The sequence below is a fragment of the Bradyrhizobium sp. JR4.3 genome (assembly GCF_040547695.1).
GTDB lineage: Bacteria > Pseudomonadota > Alphaproteobacteria > Rhizobiales > Xanthobacteraceae > Bradyrhizobium > Bradyrhizobium canariense.
This window is the reverse complement of sequence record NZ_JBEPQF010000001.1, coordinates 440,790-462,806: the sequence shown is the minus strand read 5'-3', so window position 1 is coordinate 462,806 and position 22,017 is coordinate 440,790. Positions and strand designations below refer to the sequence as shown.

The 22,017-nt window shown below is 64.2% G+C and carries 21 protein-coding genes and 1 tRNA gene; 5 read left to right on the top strand and 17 right to left on the bottom strand.

Features of this window, described 5'->3' with window-relative positions:
• Positions 1–31: 31 nt before the first annotated feature.
• From ABIB91_RS02420 to ABIB91_RS02410, 3 genes are all read right to left on the bottom strand, one after another.
• Positions 32–775 carry a hypothetical protein gene (locus ABIB91_RS02420; protein ID WP_219684021.1) on the bottom strand — a complete coding sequence of 248 codons (744 nt, stop codon included), beginning with the start codon at positions 773–775 and terminating at the stop codon, positions 32–34.
• A 97-nt stretch (positions 776–872) separates the two neighbouring features.
• Complete coding sequence (locus ABIB91_RS02415; RefSeq protein WP_354158529.1) at positions 873–1,745, bottom strand: DMT family transporter; 873 nt, start codon at positions 1,743–1,745, stop codon at positions 873–875.
• Between the two features lie 102 nt (positions 1,746–1,847).
• Complete coding sequence (locus ABIB91_RS02410) at positions 1,848–2,294, bottom strand: hypothetical protein (RefSeq protein WP_007603109.1); 447 nt, start codon at positions 2,292–2,294, stop codon at positions 1,848–1,850.
• Positions 2,295–2,583: 289 nt separating this feature from the next.
• Between ABIB91_RS02410 and ABIB91_RS02405 the strand changes: the two genes are divergently transcribed.
• Positions 2,584–2,847 carry a hypothetical protein gene (locus ABIB91_RS02405; RefSeq protein ID WP_007603106.1) on the top strand — a complete coding sequence of 88 codons (264 nt, stop codon included), beginning with the start codon at positions 2,584–2,586 and terminating at the stop codon, positions 2,845–2,847.
• Positions 2,848–2,877: 30 nt separating this feature from the next.
• Here the strand turns inward: ABIB91_RS02405 and ABIB91_RS02400 are convergent, their stop codons facing one another.
• Positions 2,878–3,339, bottom strand: coding sequence for a host attachment protein (locus ABIB91_RS02400; protein WP_219684024.1), 462 nt, complete (start codon positions 3,337–3,339; stop codon positions 2,878–2,880).
• 312 nt (positions 3,340–3,651) lie between these two features.
• On the opposite strand from ABIB91_RS02400, the gene ABIB91_RS02395 reads away from it, so the two are divergent.
• The gene (locus tag ABIB91_RS02395; protein ID WP_007603100.1) at positions 3,652–3,927 is read left to right on the top strand and encodes a hypothetical protein; all 276 of its coding nucleotides are present in this window, start codon (positions 3,652–3,654) and stop codon (positions 3,925–3,927) included.
• Between the two features lie 437 nt (positions 3,928–4,364).
• Positions 4,365–5,330: an AraC family transcriptional regulator gene (locus ABIB91_RS02390; protein WP_354158532.1), complete on the top strand. Its 966-nt coding sequence runs from the start codon at positions 4,365–4,367 to the stop codon at positions 5,328–5,330.
• Between the two features lie 59 nt (positions 5,331–5,389).
• Here the strand turns inward: ABIB91_RS02390 and ABIB91_RS02385 are convergent.
• From ABIB91_RS02385 to ABIB91_RS02375, 3 genes are all read right to left on the bottom strand, one after another.
• Positions 5,390–5,466, bottom strand: a tRNA-Arg gene (locus ABIB91_RS02385).
• Positions 5,467–5,617: 151 nt separating this feature from the next.
• Complete coding sequence (locus ABIB91_RS02380) at positions 5,618–6,163, bottom strand: hypothetical protein (protein ID WP_354159286.1); 546 nt, start codon at positions 6,161–6,163, stop codon at positions 5,618–5,620.
• Positions 6,164–6,324: 161 nt separating this feature from the next.
• Positions 6,325–6,894, bottom strand: a complete 570-nt coding sequence (locus ABIB91_RS02375) for a hypothetical protein (RefSeq protein ID WP_354158534.1) — start codon at positions 6,892–6,894, stop codon at positions 6,325–6,327.
• Positions 6,895–7,072: 178 nt separating this feature from the next.
• Here ABIB91_RS02375 and ABIB91_RS02370 point away from each other — a divergent pair, with 178 nt between their 5' ends.
• Positions 7,073–7,456, top strand: a complete 384-nt coding sequence (locus ABIB91_RS02370) for a VOC family protein (protein WP_354158536.1) — start codon at positions 7,073–7,075, stop codon at positions 7,454–7,456.
• A gap of 49 nt (positions 7,457–7,505) precedes the next feature.
• Here the strand turns inward: ABIB91_RS02370 and ABIB91_RS02365 are convergent, their stop codons facing one another.
• Complete coding sequence (locus ABIB91_RS02365; protein WP_219684072.1) at positions 7,506–8,003, bottom strand: hypothetical protein; 498 nt, start codon at positions 8,001–8,003, stop codon at positions 7,506–7,508.
• Between the two features lie 256 nt (positions 8,004–8,259).
• On the opposite strand from ABIB91_RS02365, the gene ABIB91_RS02360 reads away from it, so the two are divergent.
• The gene (locus tag ABIB91_RS02360; RefSeq protein WP_007603093.1) at positions 8,260–8,610 is read left to right on the top strand and encodes a GrlR family regulatory protein; all 351 of its coding nucleotides are present in this window, start codon (positions 8,260–8,262) and stop codon (positions 8,608–8,610) included.
• A 99-nt stretch (positions 8,611–8,709) separates the two neighbouring features.
• Here ABIB91_RS02360 and ABIB91_RS02355 read toward each other — a convergent pair whose 3' ends face one another.
• The 9 genes from ABIB91_RS02355 to ABIB91_RS02315 all read right to left on the bottom strand — a co-directional run bounded on the left by ABIB91_RS02355 (position 8,710) and on the right by ABIB91_RS02315 (position 21,887).
• A complete protein-coding gene (locus ABIB91_RS02355) occupies positions 8,710–11,397 on the bottom strand; it encodes a PAS domain S-box protein (protein WP_007603090.1) in 2,688 nt (895 codons plus the stop codon).
• A gap of 125 nt (positions 11,398–11,522) precedes the next feature.
• A complete protein-coding gene (locus ABIB91_RS02350; protein WP_354158539.1) occupies positions 11,523–12,437 on the bottom strand; it encodes a DMT family transporter in 915 nt (304 codons plus the stop codon).
• Between the two features lie 80 nt (positions 12,438–12,517).
• Positions 12,518–13,333, bottom strand: coding sequence for an NUDIX hydrolase (locus ABIB91_RS02345; RefSeq protein WP_354158541.1), 816 nt, complete (start codon positions 13,331–13,333; stop codon positions 12,518–12,520).
• A gap of 4 nt (positions 13,334–13,337) precedes the next feature.
• The gene (locus tag ABIB91_RS02340; protein ID WP_007603087.1) at positions 13,338–14,291 is read right to left on the bottom strand and encodes a dihydrodipicolinate synthase family protein; all 954 of its coding nucleotides are present in this window, start codon (positions 14,289–14,291) and stop codon (positions 13,338–13,340) included.
• 28 nt (positions 14,292–14,319) lie between these two features.
• Positions 14,320–15,198 (bottom strand): SDR family oxidoreductase, encoded by an 879-nt coding sequence (locus ABIB91_RS02335; RefSeq protein WP_007603086.1) that lies wholly within the window; start codon positions 15,196–15,198, stop codon positions 14,320–14,322.
• 183 nt (positions 15,199–15,381) lie between these two features.
• Positions 15,382–16,242: a MaoC family dehydratase gene (locus tag ABIB91_RS02330; RefSeq protein WP_007603085.1), complete on the bottom strand. Its 861-nt coding sequence runs from the start codon at positions 16,240–16,242 to the stop codon at positions 15,382–15,384.
• A gap of 214 nt (positions 16,243–16,456) precedes the next feature.
• Complete coding sequence (locus ABIB91_RS02325; RefSeq protein WP_007603084.1) at positions 16,457–16,846, bottom strand: Zn-ribbon domain-containing OB-fold protein; 390 nt, start codon at positions 16,844–16,846, stop codon at positions 16,457–16,459.
• Positions 16,846–18,003: a thiolase family protein gene (locus ABIB91_RS02320; RefSeq protein WP_007603083.1), complete on the bottom strand. Its 1,158-nt coding sequence runs from the start codon at positions 18,001–18,003 to the stop codon at positions 16,846–16,848. Before ABIB91_RS02320 ends, ABIB91_RS02325 begins: the two co-directional genes overlap by 1 nt.
• Positions 18,004–18,395: 392 nt before the next feature.
• Positions 18,396–21,887, bottom strand: a complete 3,492-nt coding sequence (locus ABIB91_RS02315) for an indolepyruvate ferredoxin oxidoreductase family protein (protein ID WP_354158544.1) — start codon at positions 21,885–21,887, stop codon at positions 18,396–18,398.
• Between the last annotated feature and the right edge of the window lie 130 nt (positions 21,888–22,017).

Here is a 22,017-nt window from a genome sequence, read left to right as displayed (position 1 = left end):
GGACGCGCCCGGAGACGGCTCCAGCGATACCCTACCCTCGCCGCTTGGCTGCACGCCGGCCCGGGTGATGGACGCCTTGCGGATCTCGGAATTCGCTGCGATGACCTCGCCGGTCCTCGGCGTTGAAGCGCCGCCGCTTCTCGGGCGAGCCGAACGCCTTGATCACCTTCCTGCCGTTGACCTTCTTGATGACGTAGCCGCCCTTGGTCATCGAGAACGGCTCTTTCAGCGTTCCCTTGTGGTCGAACTTGGTGCCCGGGCGGTGCTTGAACGGTTCGAACCAGGAGGGATAGACGAAGTTCGACATCTCAAAGCCGGCCACGAAGAAGGTGTCCTCTTCCACGGCGTCACAGACCTCATAGGCATATTGGGTGTTCGGGTTTTTGTCGGCCCAGAGATTGGCCATGGGATCGAGCACCATCTCGAACAGCTCGTGCGAGGCTGCCACGCTGACCGGCTCGTCGCCCAGCGCCTTGACGAAGATCTTTGAGATCGGCTGGCGGCGATGCGTCAGCTCATGGCGGCCGAGCATGTTCTTGTGGGACGCCTTGTCAAAATAGACCAGCTGCCAGTCGCCCGGCTTCGGCTTTTCGGTGACATAGAGGTCGACCGGATAGCCCCACACCGGCAGGAAGTGCTTGTCGTAGCATTTCTGGAGCGCCGCTGTGAGCCTGGCCATCTTGCGGCCGCTGATCATCGGCTCCGCGTAGTTGAGGCAGGCAATCCGGACTGGCTTCAGGGATCTGCCGAGCAGTGCACGACGCGCTTTCTTCATGGAAATCACCGTGTGAAAGGGAGGCTGAAATGCCCCAAGCCTAGCACGACGCACGCCGCACGTCAGGGATGTATTCCGGCGGCCCGGCCCGCCGGTCCTAGAAGCGTCGGTTGACCACGAACACCGCGGCCGCGCACATCACCATGCCCGCGATCGCCAGCGCATCGAGCTTTTCTCCGAACAGCAGATAAGCCATCAGCGCCGTCACGGCTGGCACCAGATAGAACAGGCTTGCAACAGACGTGGCGGCGGCGTGGCGGATCAGCCAGTACAGCAGCCCGATCGACCCGATCGAGAGCGCCACGGCGAGCCAGGCCAGCGCGAGCATGAACTCGCGCGTCCAGTGCACCACGCGGTCCTCGAACAGGAAGGCGCCGATCGCGAAGAAGATCGTGACGGACACGTACTGCACGAGATTGCCGGCCCGCCAGTCGATATGGTTGCAGTAGCGGCGCTGATAGAGCGTGCCGAGGGTGATGCTGATCAGCGAGACCACGGAGGCGAGCCAGCCGAGCCCGGCTTCGCCGGTCATGGGACGGCCGTGCAGGATCAGCACCACGCCGCCGAGGCCAAGCACGAGCCCCGCCCATTGCACCGGCGTCACCTTCTCCCCGAGCCAGCGGTTGGCGATGGTCGAGGTCAGGATCGGCTGAAGGCCCGGAATGAGCGCGGAGAGCCCGGCCGGAATCGAGTGCGCGATCGCGATTGCGGTGCCGCCGAGATAGAAGCCATGGACGAGAATGCCCGCGACCGCGCTGTGCGCGATGCCGATACGGTCCGGCCATTTCGGTCGCGCAACGGTGGCGATGATCGCCATCAGACCGACCACGAACGCCATGCGGATCGCGAGGTAGGTCAAGGGATCGGCATTGTTGACGACGTATTTGGTGCCGATGAAGCCCGTGCTCCAAAGCAGGACGAACAGGATCGGCGCGGCACGGGCGGTCAGGGCTTCTTGATTTTGGTTCATTGCCGCCCTCATTGCCCCACCGGGGGCCAATGCGGCAATGCGAATTTCGGCCAATTCCGTTCAGACGATGCTGCGCTGCGACGGAAGCGGCTGCTCAGCCGCTCACCATTCGTCCGGACAGGGATCGATGATCTTCCAGAGCTCGACGCCGTTCTTGATCTTTTTCATGTCGGTGGTGAGCCCGCCATTGCGGCGAATCCAGTCCTTCACCGTGTCGGGGTAATAGGCCATCAGGTCGGACGTCCCCTCCGCGCTGGTGACCTTGATGCCGAAGGTGAAGGCTTTGTCGTAGTAGGCCTGGTGGAAGCCGAGGCTGGCGCGCGGCGTCACGCAGATCTTGTTCATCGGCACGATGCCGAGCACCAGGGTGCAGGCCGAGTTGCAGATGCCGTCGATGATGACGCGCTCGCCCTTCTCGCGGACGCGCTTGTACTTGGCCTTGTACTCCTCGACATAGCCGCCGTGGTCGCGGGTGATGTGCAGTTCGGCGCGCGCCGGCGTGGCGGCGACGACCGAGAGCAACAGCAGGCTCAGAAGCGTGATGCGCATGGCGAGGTGACGGCGAAAGCCTTCAGGAATGGACCGGCCTATGGACCCCAAAAAGCCGGCAACAGGAGTCTTGAGCTAATTCTCTTTGGTCACACTTGTGTGGGGAATTCGTTAAGCATCTCGAAAAGGCCAAAAATGGGCAGGTCTGGACCATAGAACCGGCAATTCTGTCACACCCACCCGGGAATCTGCGGGATTGGCCCCGGTTTTCGGGCGGCAGACGGGTGCTCCGGCCGCCCGAACTGGTTATAAACGGCTGACCTATTCGTGCGGGTTCCGGAGATTCGAGATGAGCAAGTTGAAGCTTGTAGCCGCGATTGCAGCCCTGTCGGCCGCAATCCTTGCCCCCGGCCTCGCAGAGGCGCGGGGACATCACCGGTACCACCGCCACTACGCGAACCCATTGCCCTACCCGATCAGCTATCTGCACAATTACGGGCCCGGCATCACGCCAGGGACGTTCGCCTTGTACGACGGCCCGTCTACCAACCATTGCTACCAGAGCGCAGCCGCCTATGTCGGCCAGGACCGCCGCCGGCACCCCTGCTTCTGAGGAGCGCAGGCGCGTCCTCTGCGGGGGCCGCTATTTGGCGGCGCCCGACAGCAGCAATTGCTTCTCGATCTCGTAGACCGGCAGTTTGACGAGGTCCTTGCCGACCTCGCCCTGGAGTGCCTTGCGCACCACATCCGAATAATCGGCGCGGATCATCCCAAGCGCACGCGGCGAGGCCACCAGGGTCAAGGCCGAGGTCTCGCCTGAGCTGACGGCGGCATCGAGCCGTCCGGCCAGGCCGCGCAGGAAGGCGCGCTCGGCCTCGTCGTGCCAATCAGTCTGCTCTACCGAGCTGCGCGTGCTGCCGGCCGCGCCATGGAGCCTGCCCGGCGCGTCGGTCCCTTGCGCACCGGTCGAGGGATTGGGCTGTTCGTGCACCTCCCTGGTGTGGAGGTTCGGAAACATCTCGTCGCCGAGGTTTTCCAGAATGAGCGCCTTGCGCCCGTCGCACACGACCAGCCAGTCACCCTTGTCGATTCTCATTTTGTCCATTGCACAGCTCCAAAGCGACCTCGCGAGCCGGCTCTTCGAAATGCTCGAAAGGCTGGCCACGACGCCAAGCTTAGGGGCGAAGCTGCACAGTTGGATTGCGCGGGATCAAGGATGGCGGCGATTTCCCGCGGAGCGCAACGCAAGCGCAGCATTGGTCAAGAGCACGAACCTGGGATAGTCTGGCGGAGCTAAAGGTCAGGCCTGCGGCGGGCTGGCTGAAGACCTGTTCATCAGCATTACATTTCGCTCCCGCCACAATTTGATCAGAACAAACTTCGATATCCCTGTATTGCGTAAGCGGAGAAAGACATCATGAAGCTTAGAATTGGCCTCGTCGCCGCGTCCCTGTTGGGTGCGTTGGCCGCATCGCCGGCGGCGTCTGCCATGCCCATCGCGCCAGCTCCTGCGACGCCGCGGGTCTCGGACGTCGAGCAGGTCCGCATGGTCTGTGACGCCTGGGGACGTTGTTTCTGGCGCCCGAACTACTATGGATACTACGGTGCCCCGGCCCCCTATTACGGTCCCCGATATGCGCCGCGCTATTATGGTGGCCCGCGCTACTACGGACCACGTTATCGCCGCTGGTGATTCTAAAGGGGCCCTCCGGGGCCCCTTCGCTTTTGCGAGATCAAGGATGTTGGTCTGGAGTCATTCCAAAACTGATCTAGATCAAAGACGAAATCCGCCACGCCATCATTCTCCGACGATGGTCGATTTGATCGTTTTTCGATGTCCCCAGACGGGCATGAATGTGCAGACACATCTTGAGAAGCAACAGAGACAGGAGGCACAGAGCTTTGCCTCCTTTGCCTGTCCCGCCTGCACGCGGCTGCATTTCATCGACCTCGCCTCCGGCCAGCCGATGACGCGAGACCGTTGACGACGACATCGATCCGCCGGGCTGCATGCCATGATGTCCGCAATACTACGGCCCGGAATCCGGTTTACTGAAACGCGATGTTTCGCCATTGATGGCGATGTTCTGACGTTCATTTGATTGTCATATGCGGCAGCCGGCCACACGCATGTTGTTCGACGCCCTCGCCCCATCATCCGCGCTTCGATTGATCGGCTTTGCCGACGTCGATGCGTTTCGGCCGATCGAGTCGATGGAGGATGCGAGAAGCATTCCGCTCGACGTCCGGAATTTCGCGGCGGCTCGCGCTGTCGTCTCCCTGCCCGGCTGCCGCATCGTCATGATGCGCTCGTTCGCGCGCATCCTCGACGGCGCCTATCGGATGCCCGGGGGGATGGTGATCCTGCCCATGACGGACGACCTTCAGGTCAATTCCAAGGGCATGGATCTGGACGCGCGTTTCTTCATCGCGCTCCGCGGCAGCGATGAATGCCATTTCGTCGAGCGTCGGACCAATCATCATGCGATGATCATCTTCTCACCCGGCCTGAGTGACCGGGGCTGGTTCGATCAGGCGGACGATTTGCGGGCCCACGGCGCGAACCGCCCCGCTTTGCTCCACGCACGGCAGCTCCTTCTCGACATTCTGCGAACCGCGTCGGTGCAGCCGGCCTTGTTCGAAACGACTGAGGTGGCCGCCCATCTCCAGGAAGGCCTGCTGCTCGCGCTCGACGATCTGTTTCGCATCGATCCACTCTCAGACCGGAGTGCCTCCGTCCAGGGCGAGCGGTCGATCAAACTCGTGCAGCGGATCGACGATTACGTCGCTGCACATCAGACTGCTCCGATCTATACCGCCGATCTCGCCGGCGAGTTTGGCGTCTCGATCCGGACGCTCGGCGGCGCCGTCAGCAAGGTGTGTGGCATGAGCCTGCACCAGTACATTCGCCTGAAAAAATTGTGGGCGACGCGGTCTCGCCTTCTCAAGGGCGGCGGCGCCACCGTCGCCACATGCGCGCGCGCCCAAGGCTTTCACCATTTGGGCGAGTTTTCCGCAGCTTACCGCGCGACCTTCCACGAAACCCCGTCCGACACGCTGGCACGGGGCCGGCAAGCGGGTCCGACGGCAGGCTGACGGGCCAGGCCGCTGCGACGGTCGTTGTTGTCAACGCCTCTTCGGAACATATCCGGAATTGGCGCGCTCGGAGAGATTCGAACTCCCGACCCTCGGAATCGAAATCCGATGCTCTATCCAGCTGAGCTACGAGCGCCCTGGCCCAGGCAATGGGCCGCAACCGAGACGCCCCAGATCGCTGCTGGCGAGCCAGCAGGCCGGACGACGTTCGGATGGGTTCGAATTAGCAGAGAGGCCGGCCAATAAAAAGCCCTTCCTGCCGGATTCGAGAAGGGTCGGACCCGCTCTTACCAAGTGCTGTTGAAGAAGCCGAAATGCGGCTGCTGCGCCATCACCATCATCGGCCCACCTTGCTGCGGCATCGGACGCGTTCTGGCGACCTTGCGCTTGGGCTGCTGCGCCGGGGTCCGAGGGGGCTGGGCCTGAGGAAGCTGGGCCTGCGCCTGAACTTGCGGCTGAATTTGCGTCTTGGCTTCGGTCCTCTTGGCGGCAGCGGTATTGGCCTTCGCGGCCGGCGTGAATTGGGCGAACGTCTCGCGGACCCGTGCCTTGGCTGAAATCTCGGCCAAAGCCGGAGACATGCTCTCCGCGGGCGGCTGGGGAGCCGCGACGGCGGCGATCTTCACCGCAGGGGCGGCAAGCGTCGGCTGACTGGTGTCGAGAACGACGCGCTCCGGCAGGTGGCGATCGGACCGGATCCGGATCAAAGGCTGTTCGTTGCTTGCGGTTGCGACAGCCTGAGTCACAGGCGAAGTCGGCAGAACGGAGTTCGCCGCGAACAGCAGTGCGAGCAAGGCTCCACCGACAAAGAAGAAATACCGAAAAATGGGCATTTGGCCACGCTCCGCCCGTCGCATCCCCGCGTGGGCTCTCCGCCTTAACGGGCGATCATTTAATTGGTTCCTGGCCCAGCCGTTCGGTTCAAATGGCGACGCCAAGTTTTTTGCCCAAGCCCCCAGGACAGTAACTTTTCCGCTACCGGAAAATGCCGGCCTTAGGTCCGGCGTGCTGCCACAAGCGAACACATCGCCTGATCGGCATTCACGTTGACGAAGCCGACAGGAATGCGCGCAAAAGTCTTGCGGCTCTTCATGCCGACCGTATCAGCCAGAACGCGGCTGCGGTCGGTGAGATGACTGCCATCGCGCCGCGCAAAAGCGCAGACGATCTCGACATCCTTTACGGCATAGTCATTGTCGTTGCGGAGCGTGAGCGTCACCAGCGCCTTCGAGCCAAGGCCGCCGCGGCGCCAGGTCTGAGATGAAATCCTGATCCGACCGAGTTCTGCCATTGTCGGAATCTGAGCTTCGGAAGGCGACGACGGGGCGGCCGCATCGCCCAAAGGCGCCGTCTCGACCGCTGCCACGTCAGACCTCACCGGTTCGGCACTGTTGCCTCTGGAAACAGGGAGCAGCATCCAGACGCCGCAACCGACGATGATGGCCGCCAACAGCCATAGCAGGCCTCGCCCAACTGAAACGCTCGCGATCGTCACCGCCCGCGCCAGTCGTTCGCCGGGCCCGGCGAAACGCCCTAACCCGATGCGGTCAAACCCAGCGTTCATGGTTGCCTCACCGATCGCGGCGGAAGCACGTTCGACAACGGATTCCGCCACTGCTTACCTTAATCCGGAAGACGAACTAAGGTTCCCGCGCACTGGCGAGTCGGCAAGAGCGGTGGCGGTCACCGGCCGAGGCCGCTAACATGCGCTGCAACGTCAAGACCCGTCGGGAGAACATGAAATGCCAGTCGTCACTTGGGATCACGTCCATCTGCGCAGCCCCGATCCGGAGGCCACGGCGGCCTGGCTGCGGGACATCCTTGGTGGCGAGATCGTGCAAGCTCCCGGACGGATCGACGTGAATCTTGGAGGCGCAAGGATCTTCATTGCGCCACTCGAGGGCGACAACGCGGTCAACCCGCCGCCGCCGCACCCGCATCAGGGGCTCGACCATTTCGGTCTCACGGTGAAGGACATCGACGGCGTCGCTGCCGAGATCAAGGCCAAGGGCGTCACCTTCACGCGTGAACCGACCACGATCCGCCCCGGCGTGCGGATCTGCTTCATCCGCGGCCCCGAAGGCATCTCCATCGAGCTGCTCGAGCGCGACAAGAAATATACCTGACACGGCGCGCGCCGCATCGGCGCACCGGGCGACGTGCGGCCCCGCGCGCCTAAGTCATGCTGCCGGGCATGAAGCAGCGGATGGCCACGCCCATGTAGCCGTAGATCGGCCAGACCATGGTGCGTCCCACCCGGTTCGGCTCCGAGATCACGGCCTCCTCTGGCACCTCGACCCAGACGAGCTCCTGCGGTCGGCCGTCGATCACGTAGCCATAGCGCGGGACGCGGACCCGATAGTGCCCGTCCTTGCTGTCCCAGTCGGTGTCTGAGAGTGCCGAGCCGTCTGCATCGGAGCAGCAAGGCCCCTTGCCGCTTCGCAGTCCGTCGAACCAGGCCTTCAATTCGGCATTGGTGTTGACGAACTGGCCGCGGTCGCGCGCGTGCCCGAAGGGGGGTGCGAGTGCGATCAAGGCCAGGGCGCAAGCGAGGCTCGCCACGGTTCGCCAGCGTACCGCGCCGCCAATCCGCTGTTGTCGTGTTTCGCAAATCGTGGGACGCACACTGTACAGACGCGGCTCCTCGCCGCCGGAATCGATCCAGTTGCTCACGTTTGTCTTGCTCCAGCACCCCGCGGCCAGTGCAACAATGGTTATGCATTTCGCGGGCCAACTTGATTCGCAACGACTGGCCTCGCTTCATGATCAGACCGTCATGGCGGTGTCATAGACAAGCCGGGACAACTACGGCTCACGGACAGGCTCGCAAGGCCGGCGGCCAAACTCCCGCGTTGCGCGGCCGCATGCGCTTTGGCATAAATGCCTACCGGTTACGCCATTGGGCGACGGCGGCCGGCCTCGGGACGTTATGAAGAACGGCCTCTATTCGATTCACGTGAACCTGCTCGATGGTCGGGTCGGCAAGGGCAGCGGCGTGATCCTTTTTCGCGACGGCAAGATTCTTGGCGGCGATGCCTACCTCTATTACACCGGCAGCTACACGGTGAAGGACAACACCTTCAAGGGTGAGGTGCTGGTCCAGCGTCACACCTCGCCGCGGGGCGACGACAATCCGCTGTTCGGCGGGCCTGCCGCGGTCGGCATCGGCGTCAGCGGCACCTTCACGGAGACGCGCGGGGACATGACGGGCACCGCGCTGGTCGGCAAGGCCAGCCAGATTTTCGGCGCGACGCTGCACAAGCTTGCAGAGGCCGACTAGAGCTTCGGGTTTTAATTGAATCGACCGAAGCTCTGGATTGTTGTTTCGACGCGTTTTCTACACCCGGACCGGCATCTACTTCGCTCGAAAACGTTCGAGCTATTCCGCGGCCTGCTCGAGCGGCGCCACGCGCGGCAGGATGATCTGGATGCGTGTGCCGCTGCCCGGTTCGGAATCCAGATCGAGCCGTCCACCGAGCCTGTTCGTGACGATGCTGTAGACGATGTGCAGCCCGAGGCCGGTGCCGCCCTGGTCGCGCCGCGTCGTGAAGAACGGATCGAAGGCACGGCGGCGGACGTCGAGCGACATGCCGCAGCCATTGTCGGAGAAGATGATTTCGACATTGTCCTTGCCGGACTCGCGCACCTGGATGTCGATGGTCCCCGGCCGACCGTCCGGGAAGGCGTGCGCCACCGCGTTGAGAAACAGATTGGTCAGCACCTGCCCGTACGGTCCAGGATAGCTGTTCATGGTCAGATCAGGCTGGCACTCGACGTTGAGCGTCAGATTGTGCTTGCGCAGGCCCGGCCGCAGACTCATCACCACCTGCTCGGTGAGGTCACCGAGATCGAAGCTGCGCTGGTCCGAATAGTTGCGGTCGGCGGCAACCTGCTTGAACGACTGGATCAGCTCGGCGGCGCGGTTGAGATTGGAGACGAGCTGCGAGGACGCGTCGCGGCTGGTATGGAGAAAGTCGTTGAGCGTGGAGCGGCGCAGCTCGCCACGCTCGACCTCGGCGGTGAACATAGCGGTCTTGCGCTCCAGCGCGGAGGCGACCGTGAGGCTGATGCCGACGGGATTGTTGACTTCGTGCGCGACGCCGGCGACGAGGCGTCCGAGCGCGGCCAGCTTCTCCGCCTCGATCAGCGAGGCCTGGGTCTCGCGCAGATTGCGCAGCGCGGTCTCGGCGGATTCCTTGGCTTTCCGCATCTCCTGCTCGCCGCGCTTGCGCTCGCCGATGTCGAGCGCCACGGTCACGATCCGCTCGATCTCGCCTTCGGCATCGAGCAGCGGCAGCTTGTTGACGAGCCATTGCCGCATGTGGCCGGAAGCATCGATGTACTCCTCTTCGTAGAAGCCGAGGCCTTTCCGCAGCGTCAGCACGCGCTTGTCGCTCTCGTCGGACTTGGCCGCGCCGTAGCGCGACATCAGGTCGGCCGTAGTGCGGCCGAGCGCATCGCCAGGCTCGATTCCGAAGATGCCGGCCATATAGCGGTTCATCAGCACGTAGCGCAGGTCGCGGTCCTTGACGTTGATGACCGCGGGCACGGTGTCGATGACCTGCTGGAGCAGGCGCCGCCCTTCGGCGATGGCGTCTTCCGCGCGCTTCTGGTCCGTGATGTCGCGCAGCGTGCCCTCGTAGCGGACGATCTTGCCCGCCTCGTCGCGGACGCCGGTGGCACTGTCGGACAGCCACAGGATGTCGCCGCCGCGCTGGCGCACCTGGTATTCGAACTCGCGCACCATGCCGTCGCGTGCCATCAGCCGCTGATATTCGACGCGCGCCTCGGGATTGACGTAGATGGTGTGGGCGATGTCGTTGATGCTGTCGATCAGCTGCTGCGGGCTGTCATAGCCCATCATCCGCGCCAGCGCCGGATTGGCGTTGAGAAGGTCGCCGGCCGGCGTCGTGACATAGATGCCATCGACCGAGCCCTCGAACAGTTTCCGGTAGCTCTCTTCGGCGAGGCGCTGCTCGGTCAGTGCGCGCACCGCCGCCTCGCGCGCCGTGTCGGCCTCCTCCAGCGCGCGGCGGAACACTTCGGCCGCCCGCGCGATGTCGCCAATCTCATTGTCGAGATCGGCGGACGGGATCGAGGTGTTCTTCTCGCCGGCTGCGAGCGCGCGGATCGACCGCGCGATCTGGGCGAGCGGACGGACTGTCCGCCGCACCACGAAGCCGGCCGCGAGAATACCGATCAGCACACCGATGGTACCGAGCACGATGCTCTGCCAGCGCGCCTCCGTCAGCGTACGGGCAAAGTCGCGCGACAGCACGTGACCGCGCCGGGCGCTGACCTCGCGCAGCAATTCGGTGACGCGGCCGATCAGCCGGCCCTCGGTTCCCAGCACCTCGCGATCGATGTCGGCGATCTGCCGTTCACGGACAGCGACCGCGATGATCGCCTCGGCGTAGTCGTTGACGGCCGATCTGAGCTTGGGATCAGTGACGCCCATCGCTCGCATGCTCTGCGCCGCCTGCTCAGCCGCAGACGGGTTGCGCGCAAGCAACCCGAGCGCGATCCGGCTCTGCGCTTCCGACAAGCGGGACGCCAGCTCTCGGTCCGCAGTGCCAGAGACAGCCGCGTCGAACTGGTCACGGAGCGGCGGCAGGCCGGCAAGCAGCTGCGCGCGGCGGTCGATCAGCGTCGAGATCCGCTCCAGCCCGCTGCGATAGGTCGCAAGCCGCTCGCTGACGCCGTCGATCATGTCCTGCTGCTCGGGCACGAGCTCGATGCGGGTCTTCTTCAGGATGTCGCTGAGCGTCGAGGCCGCCTCGCCCACCTGCTTGAACTGGATGCCGGCGCCGGGATCGGTGACGAAGTCGCGCGCGGCGAGCCGCAGCTCGTTCATGCGGCGGTCGATGTCCTCGGCGAGGTCGCCGACGCTCTGCAGCCGCTGCAGCTCGGCAAAGGTCGTGTCGATGTGCCGGATCGCGATCACGCTCGCGGTCGAGGTGACGATGATCACCGCCAGCACCAGAAGGAAGCTGCCGAACGTGAGCTGGCCGATGGAGAGCGAGAATGTTCGCTTTTTCTCAGGGGTCGGCGTCAATTCGGCGGACATTGGTGATGTGAGGACCCGGCTATTGGAGCTCCAATATACGACGTATTGCGGTCCCGGGGGAACATGCGTCTCGCCGCCGAATATCCTTAGTATTGCAGCCCTGCCGGACCCCCGCCGCCTCGGCTTTATGACGTTTTGACGTCGGCCGGCCGCCGGGCCGGGATGGTCATGGCGGCGACGCCGAGAACGACGCAGGCAAGGCCGATCCAGGCGGTCCGGCTCAGGCTCTCGCCGAGGAAGGCGACGCTGATGGCAACCCCGATCGGCACGCGGAGATAAGCCTGCGCCGTGGTGCCGACCGAGCCCAGTGTCTGGATCAGGCGGAAATAGATCACGAAGGCCGCGGCGGTCGAGAATGTCGCCAGCGCGAGCAGCGCCAGCACGGAACTCAGCGAGGGCGACAGTGTCCAGGGCTGCTCGACGATGAGCGAGGCCGGGACCAGCGCCGCCGCCCCCGCCAGCAGCGAGCCGGCCGCGGGCGCCATGGGATCGAGGCCCTTGAAGCTGCGGCCGAAGATCGCGGCGCAGGCGTAGCAGATGGTGGCGGCAACGATAGCGGCCTCCGCGACGAGGCCGCTTCCGACATCATGGACGGCGTCGACGCCGACGATCAGCAGGATGCCGGCCATGCCGGCAACCACGCCAACCAGCTTTCGCGGTGTCGTCGCCTCGTGACGCGTCACTAGGGCCGTGAGCAGGAAGGTGAAGATCGGGCCGGCCGAGTTGAGGATGGTCGCGAGCGCGGCATCGACGTGCCGCTCGCCCCAGGCGATCAACGTCCAGGGGATCACGCTGTTGAGCACGGCCTGGAAGGCGAAGCGTTGCCAGGTCGCGGCATCCGTCGGCATCCTGATGCCTCGCGCCCACATGATCGCGAGCAGCAGGAGGCCCGCAATCGTGGTGCGCGCCGCGATCAGCGTGATCGGCGGAATGGTGGCGACGCCGAGCTTGATGAAGGTGTAGGAGCCGCCCCACAGCGTCGCCAGCGCGAGCAGCAACGCCAGCTCGACGGCAATGTTGTTGTCCTGTCGGTTGTCCATGTCGCGCGCTCGATCCCGTTGTCAGGGACGGAACCTAGCGCGTCTGCCCTCGCCGATACTTCGTTGTGTGTCGAAGTGTTCTAGCCGAGCGCCCCGACCTCGAACACCTCGCCGTCATAGCCGGCCTCGCGGGGAATGCGGAGCTGACGGCCGGTTTCGGTCTTGGTCATGACAGGCATCACCGTCACGACGGACATGCCGCGGGCGTGCTCCAGCGCCGCGCTCACGCTTCCCTGCTTGGCGAGCCGGATCAGATTGCGCGTGGTCGGGAACGGCAGCTTGAAGCGGCCGCTCTCGCCTCCCTCCACCGCCTCGCGCGGCGAGACCCAGATCGAATCGGTCGACTCCCGGCCGTCATGCGCGCCGAGCTGGTCGGGCGGCGCTGCCGCAAGGAAGAACCAGGTGTCGAAACGTTTTGGCATCCCCTCGGGCGTGATCCAGTGCGCGTAAGGCACCAGCGTATCGAGCGCGAGCTGGAGCCCGTTATCGGCCAGAATGCTCAGGAAGCTGATCTTGTGCTCGTTGAGCGCGACGCGATGCGCGTCGGCGATCTCACCGGCTCGCCTGGCATCCACCGGCGTGCCGGAATCCTTCGACCGCGCCAGCAGGATCCCGCTTTCCTCAAAGGTCTCGCGGATCGCGGCGATCCGAAATCCGCGGTCCGCTTCACTCAGTCCCTCGCCGCCCGAATACAGATCGGAGCGGGCGACGATCTCCTGATCGCCGGCATCGACGCTGCCGCCGGGAAACACCAGCGCGCCCGAATTGAACTCGATCTGATGATGGCGGACCATCATGAAGACTTCAATTTCGTCGCGGCTCTTGCCGTCGACCTTCGCGCCGTCGCGCAGCAGGAGGATCGTCGACGCAGGGCGTGATGCTGATGCCTCGGCCATTCGATTAACCTGCCGCGCTGGATTGCGAGCCGAGATTTGCGCGCTTGTCGACGCGGGCGACTCGCGACAGCAGGTACTCGACCTCTGCCTTCGCCGTCGGCGTGATGGTGGCGCCGGGCTTGCGCTGGGCGCTGGAGGCGATGATGCCGCGCTTCTGCAGCACGTATTTGCGCACGGCAAGGCCCGCGCCGGGCTGCTGTTCATAGCGGATCAGCGGCAGATGCGCGTCGAACAGATCATGCGCGGCGTCGCGCTTGCCTTCCTTCGAAAGTCGCACGACGTCGATCAGAAGCTCGGGGAAGGCATAGCCGGTCATGGCGCCGTCGGCGCCGCGCTCCATCTCGAAGTCCAGAAAGAGCCCGCCATTGCCGCAGAGGATCGAGAGCGGCCGCAGCGAGCCGTCCTTCTGGAAATTGCGCAGCGTCGAGATCTTTTCCAGCCCCGGCCAGTCCTCGTGCTTGAGCATGACGCAGTTCGGATTGTCGGTGACGATCTTGCGGATCACGGCGGGGGTGAACACCACCGACAAGGTCAGCGGATAGTCCTGGAGCACCCAGGGCACGTCGGGGCCGATGGCATCGGCCGCCTGCTTGTAATAGCCGATGATCTGGTCGTCGGTCCGCAACGACGGCGGCGGCGCGATCATCACACCGGCTGCACCGGCCTCCATCGAGGCCTTCGCCAGCGAGCGCATGGTGGCAAAACCCGGCGCGGAGACGCCGACGATCACCTGCATCTTCTTGGCGCGCTTGACGAAGCGTACCGCCACCTGCTCGGCCTCGGCGGCATCGAGCTTCGGCGCCTCACCGAGGATCCCCAGCACCGTGACGCCGTCGCAGCCGACCTCCTCGTAGAAATCGGTCAGGCGGTCGATCGAGCGCTCGTCGATCCGGCCGTCATCGTGGAACGGCGTCGGCGCGATTGCGAAGGTGCCCTTGGCGTCGGCGGTGAGCTTCATCGTTGTCCTTGTTTCTCTCTGTCGATGGCTAAAACCGCCGCGCCCCCATCTTGATCTGCTCTTCGGAGAAGAAGATCTCCTTGGCATGATCGGCGATGTCCTGGGCGTTCCAGCCCGTGTGCGGCGGCTTCCAGCCGTCCATTTCCATCATCCGCATTTCGCGCACGCCGCGGGGCCCGGACACGCCCAGCACCTTGCCGGTCTGGTCGCCCGACAAATCGCTGACCATGTATAGCACGGCCGGCGCGATGCCGTCCGGCCCCAGCGCCGCACCGGGGTTCTCCTTATAGCGGGGCAGGTCTGCGGTCATGCGGGTCAGCGCGCCCGGCGCAAGCGTCCAGATCCGGATGTTGTATTTGCGCCCCTCGATCGCCAGCACGTTGGACAGGCCCCAGATGCCCCCTTTGGCCGCGCCGTAATTGCTCTGGCCGAAATTGCCGATCAGGCCCGAGGTCGAGGAGGTGTTGACGATGACGCCACCGCCGTTTTCCCGCATCCAGCGAAACACCGGCATGGTGCAACAAAAGGTGCCCTTCAGATGCACCTTAATGACCTTGTCCCAGTCGGACTCAGAGGCCTTGGCGAAGGTCTGGTCGCGCAGAATGCCGGCATTGTTGACGAGGATGTCGGCGCGGCCGAAATGCTTGATGGCGTCGTCGAACACCGACTGGCCGCCTTCCATCGTGGAGATGTCGGCGCGATTGGCAACGGCCTTGCCGCCTTCGGCCTTGATCGCATCCACCACGAGCTGCGCCATCGATGTGTCGGCGCCGGAGCCGTCACGGGGCCCGCCGAGGTCGTTGACGACGACGGAGGCCCCTTCCCGCGCGAACAGCTTCGCGTAGGCCTCACCGAGCCCCCCGCCCGCGCCGGTGATCAGCGCAACCTTCCCGTCGAGTAGTCCCATGGTGGCGTCTCCCTGGTTTTGTTTTTCTTACCTCGCCCCGCTTGCGGGGAGAGGTCGGATCGCCCTTGCGATCCGGGTGAGGGGGTACAGGTCTCAATACCGTCTCGGCTCGTGGTGAGAGCCCCTCACCCCGCCCTCTCCCCGCAAGTGCGGGGCGAGGGAGACGACGGCCGTCGCGTGTTGCTAACCCAACACCGTCTTGCCGTTCTTGATCACGGTGACGCCGCGCGACTTCACCTTGGCTTCGAACGAGATCACGCTGCCGTCCTTCCAGAGGTCCATGGTCACGGTCTCGCCGGGATAGACCGGCGAGGAGAACCGCGCGACGTGCTGGCGGAAGGCGGAGGCATCGTAGTCGGCATAGGTCTGGAGCACGCCGCGGCAGGTGATGCCGTAGGTGCACATGCCGTGCAGGATCGGACGCGGGAAGCCGGCTTTCTTCGCGAACTCAGGGTCGGAGTGCAGCGGGTTGCGGTCGCCGCAGAGGCGATAGACCAGCGCCTGGTCGGGACGCGTCACGATGTCGATGGTCGTGTCGGGTGCGCGCGACGGGATCTTGTGCGGATCCGGCTGGGTCAGGTTCGGCCCGCCAAAGCCGCCGTCGCCGCGGGCGAAGCGCGAGGCGACCAGCGTTGCCAGCTTCTCGCCCTTCTCGTTCTTGAGCACGGTCTGGTGGCTGATGACGACGCCCTTGTCCTTGCCTTTATCGTAGACTTCGACAACGGAGGAATCGGCGGTGATGTGCGCGGCGACCGGCAGCGGCTGGTGGAAGGTGATGTCGCGCTCGCCGTCGACCACCATCACGCGGTTGAGGTTCATCTCGCCCGGACCCGCGCCCCACGCCGCAACGGACGCAAAGGTCGGCACCACCTTGAGCGGTCGCGGCGTCAGCGTGCCCTCGTTGACGAAGGCGAGCTCGTTTTCGTCCATCGGATCGGCGCCGAGGCCGATACCGTAGGCATAGAGCATCACTTCGCGGTCGGTGTAGGCATATTTCTGGCCGAGGTTCTTGAGGCCTTTGAGTTCGTCGTATCTGGCGGACATTTTTGTTGTTTCCTCCCGGCAGCTTCAGCTGAGCGGCGCCCATTGTTGCGCCCTCTCCCCTTGTGGGAGAGGGCTACAAGGTGCCCGCAACAAACTCGTTTGGGTGAGGGGTTCGCTCCTCATCGAACAATCTCTCTGTGGAGAGATACCCCTCATCCGGCGCTTCGCGCCACCTTCCCCCACAAGGGGAGAAGGGAAGAACTCGCCGCGCCTACTACGCCGGCGTGAAGAACGGCAGCGGCGCCCCGTCCGTCGGCTTGAACACCACCTTCACCTTCTGGCCGATCTTCAACGTCGTCAGATCGCAATCGACGAAATTGGTCTGGAGCGATGGTCCTTCCTTCAGCGTGACATAGCCGATCGCGTAAGGACCGGTCGGCGACTTCCGCATCAAGCTGTAAGTGTAGATCGTGCCTTCGCCCGAAGACTCCTCCCACACCGTCTTGTCGGAGTAGCAGAACGGGCAGATCGCGCGGGGGAAGTAATGCGCTTCGCCGCAGGCGGTGCAGCGCTTGATCATGAACTTGCCCTCTTTGGCCGCGTCCCAGAACGCCGCTGTCTCAGGGTTCGTCACCGGGGCCGGATATTTCTTGGCTTCGCTCATCACACGCGCTCCAGAATCGCAGTCGAGGCGGCGTGGCGGACACCGAGAAGCCCGCCGGTGCCGTGGGCGATGGCGAGATCGCAATTCTTGACCTGCACCTTCGGATGCGCCTCGCCGCGCAGCTGCCGCACGGCCTCGAGGATCTTGGTCATGCCGCCGCGGTTGACGGGATGGTTGCTGCAGAGGCCACCGCCGTCGGTGTTGAACGGCAGCTTGCCGACGCCCGAGATCAGATTGCCGTCGGCGACGAACTTGCCGCCCTCGCCTTTCTTGCAGAAGCCGAGGTCTTCGAGCTGCATCAAGACGGTGATGGTGAAGCTGTCGTAGATCGAGGCGTATTTGATGTCCTTCGGCGTGATGCCGGCTTCCTCGAAGGCACGCGGGCCGGACCAGATGCCGGCGGAGTAAGTGAGGTCGAGATCCTTGCCGCCGCGCGGGCCCTTCATCGCCTCGCCGTGGCCAATCAGTCTGACCAGCGGCTTCTTCAGACTTTTTGCGATCTCGGGCGTGGTCACGATCAGCGCGCCACCGCCGTCGGAGACGACGCAGCAATCCATGCGATGCAAGGGATCGGAGATCATCGGCGAGTTCAGGACGTCCTCGACGGTGACGACGTCCTTGAGCATCGCATGCGGATTGTATTGCGCGTGGTGCGAGGCCGCGACCTTGATCCAGGCGAGCTGCTCGCTGGTGGTGCCGTAGTCGTGCATGTGACGCATGGCACACATGCCGTAGGCATTGTGCGTGGTCGCGCCGTAAGCCGTCTCGAAATCGGCCTCGGCGCCGGCCGCGCGCGGCGGCATCGCGCCGGTACGCGGCTTGCCGGCCAGCGTGATCAGCGCGACCGAGCACTTGCCCGCGGCGATCGCTTCGGCGGCGTGGCCGAGATGGATGATGTAGGAGCAGCCGCCGGTCTCGGTGGAATCGACATGGCGGAGTTTCTTGGTGTTCAGGCCGAGATAATCGACCATCGGCCAGGCGCCGCCCGGGGCGTCGCCCGCGCAGAAATAGCCGTCGACATCGTCCTTGCTGAGCCCGGCATCCTCGATCGCGCCCTTGGCGACCTCGGCATGGAGCTGGGCGGTGGATTTGTCCGGCGCATGCCGGGTCGGGTGTTCGTAGATCCCGGCAATGTAGGCTTTGCCCTTGATGGTCAAATAAGGTCTCCGCTGGCGTTTCTCACTTCCAGTTTTTTCTGAACCGCTGCTGCCCTGTTGGCAAGCGCGGAAATATTCCGCCGGGCGAGAGAGCAGCGGGTTCGCGCAAATGGCCGAGGTGCGGTGGGAGGGCCTCTGCTTCCGGAATCGTCACGCGAGCGCAGCGAAGCAATCCAGGAATCTTTCCGCGGACGCATTTCTGGATTGCTTCGCTACGCTCGCAATGACGGGAACGACGGGCAGAACCGTAAAGGTGTTTTGCCCGACAGCACAAGCGGTTTCGTTTTATCGGAACACACTTTTCTGCGAAAACAACCCCATGCACAGTAGACCGGTGGTTGATTTAAAACAGGAATTTGGTGGGTGGATTAGCGAGTCCACCCACGAAAATTCTACTCCGCCGCGATCTGCCGCGGAGCCGGCGGCGGGTTCGCGAGGTCGGCGGCGAGCTGGGCGTAGCGGGCCTTGGCATCCGCTACGGCCTTCTCCTTCACCGGGCCGTAGCCGCGGATGCGGTCGGGCAACGACAGCAGCTCCACCGCGGTGTCGATCGTGAGCGGCGACAGCAGGCCGAGCACGGTGGCGACGTCCTTCTCGTAGCCGGTGATCAGATCGCGTTCGAGCTTGCGGTCGGCGCTGCGACCGAAGATGTCGAGCGGCGTACCGCGCAGGAACTTGAATTTTGCCAGCACACGAAACACCGGAAGCATCCACGGGCCGAAGGCGCGCTTTTTCGGGCGGCCGAGCGCATCGACGCCCCTGCTGAGAATAGGTGGTGCCAGGTTGAAGTTGAACTTGAAGTCGCCCTCGAACTGGTCGCGGAGCTGCTTTTCGAACGCGCCATCGGTGTAGAGGCGCGCAACCTCGTATTCGTCCTTGTAGGCCAGCAGTTTCGCGTAGTTGACCGCAACGGCGCGCGTCAGCGCCTCGTCATAGCCGCCCTGCCTGGCGGCGTCGCTGACCTGATCCACCAGCTTGCGGTAGCGCTTGGCCAGCCGGCCGTTCTGATAGGCGGTGAGATGCTTGGCGCGGTGCTCGACGAGTTCGTCGAGCGTCATGGCGTCCAGGGTCCTGGGCGCAACGGCCTCGTCCGTTCCCTTCAGCATATCGGCGAGGCGCTGGGGGTCGGCGACCGCGAGGCGGCCGAGGCGGAAGGCTTCCTTGTTCATCTTGATCGAGACGCCGTTGACCTCGATCGCCTGCTCGATCGACTCCGCCGACAACGGCAAGAGGCCCTTCTGATAGGCGTAGCCCATCATCATCATGTTGGTGGCGATGCTGTCGCCGAGCAGCTGTTCGGCCGGCTTGGTGAAGTCGAAGAATACCGAGTCCTTGTGCAGCGCAGTCTCCAGCAACCCGTTCAGCTTGCGGGTCTGGAAGTTGAAATCGCGGTTGAGAACGAAGTCCGCGGTCGGAATGACGTGGCTGTTGATGATGCCGCGGGTGCGGCTGCTATCGCAGAGCGAGATGGTGTCCTTGGCAACCGCGACCACCTCGTCGGCTGCGAGCACGACATCGGCCGTGCCGGTGACGATGCGCGAGCAGGTCACCTCGGCCGGATGATCAGACAGGCGGACGTGGCTCAGCACCGCCCCACCCTTTTGCGCAAGACCCGACATGTCGAGGATCATCGAGGCCTTGCCCTCGATATGGGCGGCCATGCCGAGCAGCGCGCCGATGGTCAGCACGCCGGTCCCGCCGACGCCGCCGACGGCGATGTTGTAGGGCTTGTCCAGGTTCGGGCGCGATGCCGGCTCGGGCAGCACGCCGATATCGCCGACGCCCGCCGGCGCGCGCTTGCGCATCTTGCCGCCGTCGACGGTGACGAAGGACGGGCAAAAGCCTTTGACGCAGGAATAATCCTTGTTGCAGGTCGACTGGTTGATCGCGCGCTTGCGGCCGAACTCGGTCTCCAGCGGCTCGACCGAAATGCAGTTCGATTGCACCGAGCAATCGCCGCAGCCTTCACACACCGCGGGATTGATGAGCACACGGCGCGCAGGATCCTCCATCGTGCCACGCTTGCGGCGGCGGCGCTTCTCGGCGGCGCAAGTCTGCACGAAGACGATGGCGGACGCGCCCTTGACCTTGCGCAGGGTTTTCTGGACCGCATCGAGCTCGTCACGATGCGCGGTCTTGACGCCGGGCGCGATCTCGTTCGCCGGATAGGCGTCGGGGTTTTCCGAGACCAGATAGATCTCGCGGATGCCTTCGCTGTGAAGCTGGAAGGTGATCTGCTGCGGCGACAATTCGCCGTCGACATGCTGGCCGCCGGTCATCGCGGTCGCGTCGTTATAGAGGATCTTGTAGGTGATGTTGGCGCCGGAGGCGATCGCCTGGCGGATCGCGAGGCTGCCGGAGTGGAAATACGTGCCGTCGCCGAGATTGGCGAACACGTGCTCTTCCTTGGTGAAGGGGGCAACGCCGACCCACGGCACACCCTCGCCGCCCATGTGTGTGAAGGTCTCGGTCGAGCGATCCATCCACAGGGCCATGAAGTGGCAACCGATGCCGGCAAAGGCGCGACTGCCTTCGGGCACCTTGGTCGATGTGTTGTGCGGGCAGCCGGAGCAGAAATACGGGGTGCGGGCGACAGGCGCGGTCGCCTGCATTTGCGACGCCTGGCGGCCGTTGAACCAATCGGCCTTGGCGCGCAGCATCGTTGCAATTTCGGGATTGAGATCAAGTCGAAGCAGACGCTCGGTGAGCGAGCTGGCCAGTGAGGCGACGCTGAGTTCTTCGGCAAAGGGGAGGAAGCGCTTGTCGTGGTCGTCCATCTTTCCGATGATCCGGGGACGGACGTCGTCGCGCCAGTTGAACAGCTCCTGCTTCACTTGATTTTCGACGATCTCGCGGCGCTCTTCGATGATGAAGATTTCCTCGAGGCCCACGGCGAATTGCCTGACGCCTTCCGGCTCCAGAGGCCAGGGCATGCCGATCTTGTACAATCGAAGTCCGATCTTGGCGGCGACCTCGGGCGTGATACCGAGCTCGCGCAGCGCCTGACGGATATCCTCGTAGCTCTTGCCGGACGCCATGATGCCGTAGCGGGCATTCGGCGAATCCATCGTGACACGATTGACCTTGTTGGCGCGCGCAAAGGCGATCGCGGCAAAGCCCTTGTAATCCTGCAGGCGGCGGTCCTGGGCGAAGCGGTCGTCGGGCCAGCGCAGATTGAGGCCGCCTTCGGGCATCTCGAAATGGGTCGGGATCACGAACGGCGTCATCTCGTCGGTGAGGTCGATCTCGGCGGTGGTCTCCACCGTCTCGGTGATCACCTTCATGCCGACCCAGCAGCCCGAATAGCGCGACATCGCGATACCGAGAAGGCCCATCTCGATCATCTCGTGGACGCTCGACGGGTAGAGATAGGGCATCAGCGCCGACATGAAGGCGTGGTCTGATTGATGCGGGACCGTCGAGGATTTTGCACCGTGGTCGTCGCCGGCGAGACACAAGACGCCACCGTTCTTGGCGGAGCCCGCGGCATTGCCGTGGCGGAAGACGTCGCCGCAGCGATCGACGCCGGGGCCCTTGCCGTACCAGATGCCGACCACGCCGTCATACTTGGCGCCGGGCGAGAGGTTGAGCTGCTGCGAGCCCCAGACCGCGGTCGCGGCCAGATCTTCGTTCACGCCGGGCTGGAACTTGATGTTGTACTGCTCGAGATGCTTGCGCGCGGCGAAGAGCTGCTGGTCGTAGCCGCCGAGCGGCGAGCCGCGATAGCCGGAGATGAAGCCCGCGGTGTTCAGCCCCGCGGCACGGTCGCGCCGGATCTGGGCCATCGGCAGGCGGACCAGGGCCTGAATGCCGGTCGTGAAAATATGTCCGGTGTCCTGGGTGTATTTCTGATCGAGACTGATCGGACCCTGGTTGATGCCCATTATGTCCTCTTCCGCCCTTTTGAGCGCTTGGCTGCTTAAGCCGTTGCCTGCCCGTTGTTTTTAGCTAGGGCGCGCCGACCATTTCCGCCACTCTATGTCGGATATTTCACGCTCCGCATCACAATTCTGG